At 45.6% G+C, this 11,615-nt stretch carries 12 protein-coding genes; all 12 read right to left on the reverse strand.

What is annotated here, in order from left to right:
* Position 1 precedes the first annotated feature (1 nt).
* The 12 genes from yfcE to K401_RS31725 all read right to left on the reverse strand — a co-directional run bounded on the left by yfcE (position 2) and on the right by K401_RS31725 (position 11,491).
* Entirely contained in the window at positions 2-550 is a 549-nt protein-coding gene (yfcE, locus tag K401_RS0104175; protein WP_024291780.1) for a phosphodiesterase, read from the reverse strand.
* Between the two features lie 72 nt (positions 551-622).
* Positions 623-931, reverse strand: coding sequence for a rhodanese-like domain-containing protein (locus tag K401_RS0104180; RefSeq protein WP_024291781.1), 309 nt, complete (start codon positions 929-931; stop codon positions 623-625).
* 154 nt (positions 932-1,085) lie between these two features.
* Positions 1,086-1,319, reverse strand: coding sequence for a hypothetical protein (locus K401_RS0104185; protein ID WP_198018317.1), 234 nt, complete (start codon positions 1,317-1,319; stop codon positions 1,086-1,088).
* Between the two features lie 314 nt (positions 1,320-1,633).
* Positions 1,634-2,365, reverse strand: coding sequence for a C40 family peptidase (locus K401_RS0104190; protein ID WP_024291783.1), 732 nt, complete (start codon positions 2,363-2,365; stop codon positions 1,634-1,636).
* A 132-nt stretch (positions 2,366-2,497) separates the two neighbouring features.
* Entirely contained in the window at positions 2,498-3,190 is a 693-nt protein-coding gene (locus tag K401_RS0104195) for a C40 family peptidase (protein ID WP_024291784.1), read from the reverse strand.
* A 196-nt stretch (positions 3,191-3,386) separates the two neighbouring features.
* Positions 3,387-3,860 carry a DUF1700 domain-containing protein gene (locus K401_RS0104200; protein ID WP_024291785.1) on the reverse strand — a complete coding sequence of 158 codons (474 nt, stop codon included), beginning with the start codon at positions 3,858-3,860 and terminating at the stop codon, positions 3,387-3,389.
* A gap of 109 nt (positions 3,861-3,969) precedes the next feature.
* Positions 3,970-5,907, reverse strand: a complete 1,938-nt coding sequence (locus K401_RS0104205; RefSeq protein WP_024291786.1) for a fructose-bisphosphatase class III — start codon at positions 5,905-5,907, stop codon at positions 3,970-3,972.
* Between the two features lie 304 nt (positions 5,908-6,211).
* Entirely contained in the window at positions 6,212-7,276 is a 1,065-nt protein-coding gene (locus tag K401_RS0104210) for a BMP family protein (protein ID WP_024291787.1), read from the reverse strand.
* Positions 7,277-7,340: 64 nt separating this feature from the next.
* Entirely contained in the window at positions 7,341-8,282 is a 942-nt protein-coding gene (locus K401_RS0104215) for an ABC transporter permease (RefSeq protein ID WP_024348247.1), read from the reverse strand.
* Positions 8,282-9,343 carry an ABC transporter permease gene (locus K401_RS0104220; protein ID WP_024291789.1) on the reverse strand — a complete coding sequence of 354 codons (1,062 nt, stop codon included), beginning with the start codon at positions 9,341-9,343 and terminating at the stop codon, positions 8,282-8,284. The genes K401_RS0104215 and K401_RS0104220 overlap by 1 nt, the downstream gene beginning before the upstream one ends.
* A 3-nt stretch (positions 9,344-9,346) precedes the next feature.
* Positions 9,347-10,861 carry an ABC transporter ATP-binding protein gene (locus K401_RS0104225; RefSeq protein ID WP_024291790.1) on the reverse strand — a complete coding sequence of 505 codons (1,515 nt, stop codon included), beginning with the start codon at positions 10,859-10,861 and terminating at the stop codon, positions 9,347-9,349.
* Between the two features lie 9 nt (positions 10,862-10,870).
* Positions 10,871-11,491 carry a TetR/AcrR family transcriptional regulator gene (locus K401_RS31725; RefSeq protein WP_051464007.1) on the reverse strand — a complete coding sequence of 207 codons (621 nt, stop codon included), beginning with the start codon at positions 11,489-11,491 and terminating at the stop codon, positions 10,871-10,873.
* Positions 11,492-11,615: the final 124 nt, after the last annotated feature.

Raw genomic sequence — 11,615 nt, forward strand, 5'->3', positions numbered from 1 at the left:
CTTATTCTCCTAAGTTCATTTCTTTTATCACATTCCCGTCAAAGTCCATAATGCGGAATATTTTATCCTCCAGCATTCCATAAGTAGGAGGATTGCCGCCCTTTGGAATGGACACGGAACCTGGATTTAATATGGTAATATCACCAAAGCGCTCTGCAGTCAGGATATGAGTATGCCCATGAAGCAGGATATCACCTTTTTGTATTGGGGGCAAATTCTCCTTATTGTAAATATGCCCATGAGTGGCATAAATTGTCAGCCCATGGACAGCAAGCAGGGCATAATCCCCAAGGATAGGAAATTCAAGCACCATCTGATCCACTTCAGTGTCACAGTTTCCCCGCACACAATAGATCTGGTCCTTGCACTCATTTAACATGGAAATCACCTCTTTAGGAGCATATTCTCTTGGAAGATCATTTCTTGGGCCATGATAAAGAATATCTCCTAACAGGATCAGCCTGCCTGCTCCGGAAGTTTTATATGCATCTAACAGCTTCCTGCAAAAATAGGCAGAACCATGAATGTCGGAAGCAATCATATATCTCATAAGTCGTTTTCTCCTTTTGTATTTAATAGGTATATTTTAAGGCTAGCGGGGTATTTCTGTCAATGAAATTACCTATCCGCGAACCATATATTTTCCTCTGTAATACGCAATTCCATTGGCTATATTGACCACATTGTATCCGGCCTGCTCCAGATTTCTGCAGACGATCATGCTTTGTCCGCCCCTGGAACAGTAAAATATCAAAAGTTTATCCTTTGGCAAACTGCTCACCCATTGATCCATATCTTCATATGGCAGATTCACTGCTCCCCTAATATGGGATTGCCTATAGGACGTCTCACTGCGAAGATCTATAATCATAATGTTGTTGTTATAATTGATATAATGATCGACTTCCCAAATCGGAATGGTCCTGAACATATTATCACCCGTCCTTTCTAGTAATAATATATTCCATAATTTCCGGATTGCGAAAATCATGCAAAAGCAGGCCAGTCCCAACAAAAAAACGCGGGAAAGGACCCCTTTGTCTCTTTCCCACGCCTTTTTTAATAATCGGTTCGGCCAGACCTAATTAGTTGAATCTGTTGCGGCTGCTGTCTCTGCTGGAATCGCGGCTGCTGTCCTTGCTGGAGTTGCGGTTGTTGTTCTGATTGTTGTTCTGGTTGTTGTTCTGGCTGTTGTTCTGATTGTTGTTCTGGTTGTTATTCTGGCTGTTGTTCTGGTTGTTATTCTGGCTGTTGTTTTGATTGTTGTTATGGGAATTCCTGGAAGAATTGTCCATATCATTGTAATTATTCTTAGACATAATAAATACCTCCTGTCGGCGTTTTACGTTACATGGTCTAGTATGGCGAATTTCCGACAGATTATACTATCATTTTTATTTTAAAATTTAAAAATAACTTTGCATTTTCATCAAGACTATATTATAATCAAAATGAGGAATTTATTTCCTCATCCTTATTAATTATTTATACTCCCCTCAGAAACAGCCGGATGGCTCCCCTGTCCGTCTGTTTCTCTTTGTCCTTTTTTACATCAAATCAAACAAAAGACCTTCGGCAATCCCATGCCGAAGGCCCTATATCCCTTTCCAAAATCCGGTAATCCGCTATTTCATTAATCGCCAAGAACATTGACGATTTTTACAGGCGCCCGATAGTTCCACGGAGAAGTCTTAATGCCTGTACTGTAAGTTGATGAATGAACTACTTGTCCATTGCCGATATACATGGCAACATGATTTATGGAAGATCCGCTACCATAAAAGATCAAATCGCCGGGACGCATCTGGTCAGCGCCAACTGCCCTTCCCTGAGAAGCCTGTCCCCCTGATGAACGGTTTATGGTAAGGCCCGCTGCGTGCTGCATCACATATCTGGTAAATCCGGAACAGTCTACTCCGGTGTGCGGGTCGCTGCCGCCATAGGAATAACGCCCGCCTACAAACTGAAGTGCGTAATTAACAATGCTTTGTCTGAAATCCACTGCCACCTGTGCCTGAGTTTTTACCTCCAGGGCTGCCAGTGTTTCCTCATCTGTCGATGATATGGTGGCATTCCCCTCTGCTGGCAGAAAGCCATATGTATCATTGATCTTGACCTTAATTTTTCCGTCGCCCATATCCTCTACAACTTCAAAGGAAGATCCTTTGGAAGCGGTCATCAACGCTTCCTGACCAGCTTCATCCTTGCTGATCGTTACATTATCTGCATCAACGGTCACCATATAGTTCCCATAACTGAGTCCTGGACCTGAAATTTCATCTGCTCTTACATCTGAAGGATCTGCAATTATCATTGCTCCGCAAAAAGCCATAAGGCCTAACGTTTTCCATGCTTTGTTTATCATCGGGAAATCTGCTCCTAATTTTACTTTTTGAGTTTCAAATGTTACGTAAATATTAAATTCATTACGGTTATTATACATTTATTTTATCTTTTCGTCAAGTATTATTTAAAACTGCACGAAATTCAAAATATTTTAGTTTAAAACCCGGACAAATTTCACAGGTTTGCGATACATGACGTTTGTTACGATAATTCCGGTCTTTTCTGTGGAAGCGTGGACTACCCGGCCGTCTCCCATATAAAGGGCAACATGGTTAATGGATCCATTTTTTCCATAAAATACCAGATCACCTGCCCGGGCTTCCTCGTAGCTCAAACTGCGGCCCTCCCTTGACTGCGACTTTGAACTGTGGCTTAAATTGACACCGGCCGTATTCGCAAGCACATATCTGGTAAAACCGGAACAATCCACTCCTGTTTTGGGATTGACTCCTCCGTAGACATAGCGTCCGCCCACAAACTGAAGGGCATAATCCACGATCTGCTGGCGCTGAAGAACAGACTTGTCCACCTTTTCCTGGTTTTTTTCAATCAGTGTCGCAGAACTGCTTTGTATGTATCCATCTCCTGAGGGAGTCTTTATTTTAATCCAGCCATCCTTGGGAGATTCCACCACTTCATAAGTCTGGCCCTCCCCGGCCTGGGAAAGTACTGTTCCTGCCGTATTTGCAGCTTCCCTGACAGATACAGGCATGTCCATCTTTGCATAAAGTGTCGTGCTGGTTTCAACAGCGATCTCCGCTGCTTTCGCCTCTGCAGGGGAAACCCAGCTTAAGCTCGCTAAAAGCCCTAAAAACCCCATTGCCTTCCACATTTTATTTTTCATATCAAATCTCCTGTTTTTTACGTTTTTCTGTCATTCCTGCAAAACTCAGCCAAAATGTTACATAAATGTTACAATTCGAATTATATACTTATTCCCCGTATTTGTCAAGCAAAAACGGCATTCATGACACTTTTTGCGTCATGAATGCCGTCACACTTCTGTAACATTTGTTTTTAATTATTAAATATATATGACTTTATCGTTTCGTTCCTCTTACGATCCAGACAATGAGAAATACCAAAAGCAAGGGGCCCATAATAGGCATCAGAAGGCTGAAAATCCCTGTCACAATGCCGGCGATCAAAAAGAAAAACAAGATAAGTACCGCGACTCCCAAAAGCTTCCAGTACCATTTATTCAAGTCAATGTAATGCATATGGCGTCCGAAATTACCCGGATCCTCATACACATCCTGATCTGCGTTGGAATAGGATTCATAGTAAGTTCTGCCTGATCCGCTGTCCTTTGCATTTTCGCTGGCTTCTAAAATCGTCCTGGCAATCAGCCTTGGATCGCCGATAGAGGCTATTACCGCCTCTTCCGTAGAACCATTTCTCACTTCCGTGGTGATGTATTCTTCATAATACCTGATATTTTCTTCGATCACGCTCCCAGGAACTTCACCTGATAAAGTCTCCCTCAAGCGCTGTAAAAACTCCTGTCTGCTCATCTGAGCCTCCTTCAATTAAGTAAATAGCTTTGATTATTGTATCATCCGACAGGGACTTCGTAAAGAAACCTTCTCTGAATAAATTCTTAAAATTTCATAATCGGTTGGACTACTCTACTTTCTCCTTGATTACGCCATCCCGGTATGCCGCCACCAGTTCCATTAAATCCGCGATCCGCTCGGCCAGCTCTGCGCCCTTATCCGTATCAGCCACCATGACCCGGTTCTTCATATTCTCAACTACGGAAACCTTTGGCGTGCTTTCCTTATTAGGGTCAAAGGGTTTGTGCTCCGCAAGCGCCAGATGGTTGGAATTGTAAATCAAGGTATAGCCTGCGATCCCTGTCTTGGTCTGGTAAGCCTTTGACAGCCCTCCATCAATAAGGAACAGCTTGCCGCCTGCCTTCACCGGGGATTCCCCTTCCTTTATTTTCACCGGAACGTGGCCGTTGATGATATGGGAGCCGTTTTTGGAAAGGCCGAATTCTTCCAGTATCTTATCACAGTATTCTTCTTTCACGCTGAGCCTGTAATAAGGATTCATAGACTCCTTGTGGGCGGCCTTGTCTCCGATAAAATAATGCTCAAAGGTCGTCATTTTTCCCTTGCCGTATACCGGAGATTTGGCTCCGCACCATAAATACCACATAAAATCCCTGGCATCCTCGCTTTCCATGGAGTCCTCAGGCATAAAATATGCATTTTGGACCTTCCGGTCCACGTAATCCATGAGCGCCTTTCCAGAATAAGCGTGGGGTCCCACTACGATCTCCTCAAAAGAACCGTCCTCTTTCATGGGAATGCAGCCATGGTATAAAAGGTTTGAATTATAGCATTTATACATGCTTCCATGAGAGTACAGGAAACGGACATGCTTGTGAAGAAGCTCGTTATGCATGAAGGAAAGCTGCAGGGTATGAAGGAGCTCTTCTTCCTCTTTGCTGAGCTTTAAAGGCTCCTTAGGGTCTATCGTCGGAAAAAACATATCAAGCATTGGGTATTCCTTGCCTTCCACGTTTACAACACCCCGTTCAAAATCAATGGCTTCGATCAGAATCCTGTCACTCATCTCGTATTCCGGATGGCGTTTTATGATCTGACCCTCCACCTTAAACTGGATGACCGCAATGGCTTTGTGCATCTTGGCCGCCAGTCCCGGATCCACCGCATCGTATATGTTTTGGTCAAGGATCTGGGGAGTGAACCGTTCACAGGGATCATCCCGGTAAACCCTGGCCGCAAACATGGACAATGGACGCAGGTTAATGCCGTATCCATCCTCCAGCACATCAAAGCTGTTATAGCTGATTGCGATCCTCAGCACATTGCAGATACATGCCAGATTTCCGGTGGCAGCTCCCATCCAGGAAATGTCATGATTGCCCCATTGTATATCCACATCATGAAACCGCAGCAGTTCATCCATAATAATATCTGCCCTTGGACCACGGTCGAAAATATCTCCGATAATATGCAGGCTGTCAATGGTCAGATTCTGGATCAGCTCGCATAAGGCTATGATGAACTTATCTCCCACCCGGATGTCAATGATGGACCGTATGATCTCGTTATAGTATACACGCTTATTGTCATCATTATAATCCACATGAAGCAGCTCATCAATGATGTAGGCAAACTCCGGGGGCATTTTCTTCCTTACCTTGGATCTGGTGTACTTTGATGAAACCACTTTGCAGATCTGTACCAGCCGGTAAATGGTCACTCTCTGCCAGTCACCGTCTGCAAGGCCTTTAAGCTCCAGCTGATTCATGACTCTCTCCGGATAGTAAATCAAGTTTGCTAACTCCACTTCTTCTTTCTCTGGTATAATGTGGCTGAAGGTTTCCGTGATCTTTTCGCGGATAACGCCTGAGGCACTTTTTAATAAATGAACAAATGCCTCGTACTCGCCATGCAGGTCACTGAAAAAATATTCCGTTCCCTTTGGTAATCCCTGAATGGCAGTAAGGTTGATGATCTCGCTGGAAGCAGCCTTAATCGTGGGATACTCCCTTGCCATCAGTTTCAGATATGCCAAACCTCTCATAATACCCTCCCCTTCTCATGAAGCGATGCTGCATTTCTATAGAGCTATAGTATCATAAAAGATATCAATTTAAAACCCTTTTTAACAAGGCGTTCCTTATGGATCGGGGCGGCCAGAATTTTTCCCTTTATCATGATAAAAAATAAGAATAGGGAATAATCTCCCTATTCTTATATCCTGCGATTCTGAATTTAGCGATGAAAGAACACGGTGTAAAAAGAACTGCCAATATCAAAGAACATTCTTACCGGTCCTTCCGATCATGCCGGCACCTGCAGGTCAGGCGCCGGCATGATTTTTTGCATTACTGGATAAAGTCTCCGGACTTGATCTGGTCAACGATTTCTTTATACTGAGTCTGAATATCGTCCGGCACAAGATTTGAGAAGGTTCCCACACTTAGACAGCCGTTGCTTAAATCTCCGTAAATGGTTTTGTTGCCGAAGGAATCGGATTCCACATCATTCATACAGGCTTTGAGCAGGGCCGCGTTGTCAGTAACCACGGAACAGATGATGACTTTGTCGTCGGAAGAACCTAAATTTCCCGGCTGCCCGATATCGTATCTGCCTTCGGAAGCTGCCAGGGCTTCCCGGGCTCCGGTGTCAACTGCAGATGCATCACCAAACATTACATCAACATCATAGGTAGAAATCATGGAAGAGGCGATTTCCTTTCCTTTGGCCGTATCACTGAAGGAGCCGGCGTAAGCAGAAGAAACCTTGATATCCGGATTTACCTTTTGAGCGGCCTTTTCGTAGCATTCCAGCTTTGCTTTGGTTGTGTCAAGTTCCATGCCACCGATGAAGCCGATGCTGCCTGTTTTGCTCATAAGGCCTGCTAAAGCGCCCGCCATATAGCCGATTTGTTTTGCATCAGGAAGGATGGAGGTAATATTATCGGTTTCTACCGTCCCATTTAACAGAGCGAATTTAATTTCCGGATATTCTGCTGCAACCTGCTTGACTGCGTCGGTATATTGGTTTCCGGGAGCAAAGATAAGGTTATAGCCCAGCTCTGCATAATCAGTCATAACCGTTGCGAAATCTGCAGTTGCCACATTATCGGTGTACACAGTTTCCCAGCTGCTTTCCTTGGCAGCGCCAACCATTGCCTGGTAACAGCTCGCCCCCCACCCTCCGTCAGAAACAGAGGAGTCCAGGACCATGGCCACCTTAAAATCCTTGGTTTTTTCGGTTTCAGCCGGAGCTGCAGTTGTTTCAGCGGCAGGCGCGCCGGCCGCAGTGGTACCCGCCGTAGTTGTCTCGGCAGAAGATGATGGAGCAGCGGAACTGCCGCATGCCGACAGGCTCATGACCGTCAGGGCAGCTGCCAAAAACAAAGAAGCAGTTTTCATAGTTTTTTTCATAATTATATCCTCCTTTTATGTTTGAAATAGTATATAACTGCAGGAAAGAATCCTGAAATTACTTTTATCGCTCTTCCCGGTAATAAGGCTGTCCATTTGCTTTTGGACCGCTCTTTTTTATTCCAAAGAAAGCCAGGACGAACAGGGTGCATAGATAAGGAATCATCTGAAGGATCTGGTAAGGGGTGGAGGGGCTTAAAAGCTGCAGGCGGATCTGCAGGGCATCGCAGAATCCAAAGAGCAGGCAGGCAAGCATTACGCCCCCAGGCATCCAACGGCCGAAAATAACGGCGGATAATGCGATGAACCCCCGCCCCGCAACAATTCCTTCCGAATAGGTGCTGGTATAGCAGACGGTTAAGTATGCCCCTCCTATGCCTGCAAGCGCTCCGCAGATGACGCAGGCAATGTATTTTTGAAGGATTACATTGATTCCCAGAGTCTCCGCTGCCTTTGGAAATTCCCCCACTGCCTTATAATTCAGACCGGCCTTTGTCCGGTTTAAGAAAACAGCAGTGGCCGGAACCAGAAGATAAGCTAAATATATCAGCGGAATATGGTTGAAAAAAACAGGTCCTGCAACAGGAATCTTGCTGAGCACCGGAATCGGCACTGCTTTCATGGATACGCCCTGAATCAGCGTGGAAGTATCGGAAAAAGACAGGCGGTAAATAAAGGAGGCCAGAGCCGGAGCAAAGATATTTAGGGCCATACCGTATACGATCTGGGGAGCACAAAGCTTAATGGTACAAAAGGCATAGATCATATTGATGGCTATTCCGGATAAAGCGCCGGCTGCAATTCCTGCCATTGGACTTCCCGTACGGAAACCGATGAGAAAGCCTACCAGGGCACCAAATGACATGATGCCATCCAGGCCGATGTTAACCAGGCCTGCCCGTTCGGAATAAGTTTCCGCCAGTGCCACAAACAGAATAGGCGTTGCCATACGTACCGTGGATAACAGCAGTTCCACAAAAAAATTCAAGTTGAAAAAAGCTTCCATCAGTCGGTTTCCTCCTTTCTTACCAGCTGCCTGTTAAGGTACTGTTTTATAGACGGCAATTTTAGGAGTGCGGTACCGGCAACAGCAAATATAATGACAAGTGCCTGAATGATGTCAACAATTGCGGTAGGCACCTGCATTCCGGTCTGCAGGGTGCTTGCTCCCTTTCTTAGGACAGCAAAGATAAATGCCACGGCTGCCGATCCGATGGGATTTAACTGAGCAATGAGTGCAATTGCCACGCCGTCAAAGCCATATCCCTGGCCAAAGCCGCTCATCAGACGGAGCTGCTTTCCGTGAAGCTCTACACTGCCGCCAAGGCCTGCCACTGCCCCGGATATGATAAAGGAAAAAAGGATGTACCGGTTTACAGGAAATCCGTTAAAAAATGCGGCGGTTGCATTCAGCCCCACCGCCCGCAGCTTAAAACCTTTGGAGGTGTGAAAAAGAAAGTAATAGCCTGCGACAGCCAGGAAAAGCGCAATTCCGATTCCCCAGTGTACAGGAAAACTTTTGGAAATAACGGCAATTTTCGTACTGTCCGGAATGGCATAAGTCTGAGGGACACTTCCGTCCCGCAGCAGGGTAGTGTATACATAACCCATGAACAGCGTTGCCACATAGTTCAGCATAATGCTGACGATCATCTCGTTTAACCCCCTGGTGATTTTCAGGATTCCTGGAATTGCTCCCCATATGGCACCGCTTGCCATACCCATAAGAAGGCTCATAAGAATTCCCGGTATTCCCTCCATACCTGATTTGGTGACAAAGAATATGCTGGCAACGGCACCTATGATAAACTGCCCTTCTCCTCCCAGATTAAAAACACCGCATTTATAGGAGAAAGCAGCGGTCAGACCTGTGAAGATCAGCGGACAGGCGATGACCAGCGTCTGAGCAACTTTTCTGCTGCTCCCGAAAGCGCCGGAGAACAGGTAACCGTATGCCTGGAAAGGGTTCTTCCCAAGGCACAGGATGATAATACCGCCAATGACAAATGCGACCAGAATGGAAATGACTGGCACAATGATTTTAGTCAGGTTATCTCTTCGTTTCATGTCCTATTTCCCCTTTCCGGCCATAGCCAGTGAGATTTCTTCAATGGGCGGGTTGGCTCCGGCATAAACACCCATGACCTGGCCTTCAAACATAACGATGATCCGGTCGGAGAGATTTAAGATCTCATCAAAGTCCGCACTGATTAAAAGGATGCCGCAGCCTTTGTCTCTAGCAGAGATCATGGTGTCGTGAACATATCTGGCAGCTCCGATATCCAGTCCTCTGGTGGGATGGACAGCCACAAGAAGCTCCGGGTCATTTTCCAGTTCTCTTGCCAGAATGATCTTCTGCTGGTTTCCGCCTGACAGATTGCGGACCTCCTGTTCAATGGAAGCGCAGCGGATGTCATTTTTCTCCTGCATATCAAGAGCATAGGCTGTGATGGACTTTCTTTTTAACAGAGCACCACGTCCATAAGAGAAACGTTTTTCTTCCGTTGACTTTAATACCAGATTCTCCCTTACGGTCATATTGCCTATCAGGCCCATTTTGTTCCTGTCCTCGGGTACGTGGGAAACATGGGAAAGGATAAATCCGTTTGGAGCAAATTTGGAGATCCGGTCTGCTTTCAGCGTTACGGTGCCGGCATCCGGTGAAATAACTCCTGCAGCCAGCTGGGCCAGCTGGGACTGTCCGTTCCCATCTACACCGGCAATGCCCAGGACCTCCCCCTTTTTTACGGTAAGGCTGATGCCATTTAAACCGCTGTGCTTGTGCTGTTTCTGGTAATCCACATGCTCCAGGTTCAGCACTTCAGCCCCGGAGGCTGTAACCTTCCGGTAGTGGCTTGGGATCATTTCCCGGCCGATCATTAAATTAGCCAGCTGAGTTCCATCCGTCTTATCTTTATCCAGAGTGGTAACTGTTTCTCCTGCCCGGAGTATGGTGATGCGGTCACTGATTGCAAGTACTTCACGCATTTTATGGGAAATAAAGATAACAGATTTGTTTTCTTCTGTCAGCTTTCGGATAATTGCAAAGAGTCCCTCTGCCTCAATGTCAGTGAGTGCAGCCGTAGGTTCATCCAGGATGAGCAGTTCTGCTCCCCGGTACAGGGCTTTTAAAATTTCAACCCTTTGCTGGGCTCCGACGGAAATTTCCGTAACAGGCTTGTCCAGCTCCACATCCAGGCCATATTTTCCGGAAAGTTCAAGAATATCTTTTTTCAGCTGCTCCTTATTAATAAATATAGAAGAATCTTTTTTGCTGCCTAAAATAATGTTTTCAAAGACAGTCATGGCTTCAACCAGCATAAAGTGCTGATGTACCATACCAATTCCCAGCCGGACGGCAGCCTTGGGAGATTCGATCTTTACTTTCTCCCCGCGCAGATAGATTTCTCCGCCGGTGGGCTGGTATAAGCCGATGAGAATATTCATCAGGGTGCTTTTTCCGGCCCCGTTTTCGCCTAGCAGCGTATGTACCTCTCCTCCCTGTACCGAGAGATTGATATTGCGGTTTGCATATACCTCACCAAAATGCTTGGTAATATGTTCCATTTTCAGCAGCTCTTTCATGGAATCCTCCTATCCTTTGATTTCCTTTATCAGGATTTCCTTGCAGTATGCAAAATATAAATCCAGATCAAACGCCTGCTTATCTGCCAGAATCTGAATCGCAGCTCCTTCCAGCAGGGAGACTGTAATGCCGGAAAGCAGCTTCTGTTTTATGGGAGGCATTTCTGGCGCATAATGACTGATCATATCGCGGATTTCCTGGCGCCAGCTTTCGAAGGAACGGCAGAATTCCCGGTGCATGTCAGGTTCCAGACGGGACTGGTTCCAGAAATCCAACTCTGCAACATCATATTTCTTTTCTTTTCGGATGGTATATATCTTTTGATTTATGAAGATGCCTAAGTGATCTTCAAGAGACAATTGGGATTCGGCTTTTAGAAGGCTGATGGAATGCTGACGAATTTCACGGTAGCGGTTTAAGACTTTTTTCTGGACAGCAAGGAGAAGACCTTTTTTGCTGATGAAATAATATTGGATATTGGACTGAACCACATCGGCTTTTTCTGCCACCTGTCTGATTCTCAGCCCACCTATTGTTTTTTCCTGAATGATATCAAGCGCGGCATCCAGTATCCTTTCTTCGGTGGAAAGGCCCCTGCATTCTTTTGATTCCCGATTAGTTGTCTTCATAAGCATTCTCCCCTTTTTTGGTCAGGTGATCAATTTCTTGCATTATACGGAAATGACCTTGGGGTGTCAACGATAAAAAGGAATAGCTGTAAATGTTAAGCCATTGATTAATATTATGATATAA

The sequence above is a fragment of the Lacrimispora indolis DSM 755 genome, from assembly GCF_000526995.1.
In the GTDB taxonomy this organism is placed as follows: Bacteria; Bacillota; Clostridia; order Lachnospirales; family Lachnospiraceae; genus Lacrimispora; species Lacrimispora indolis.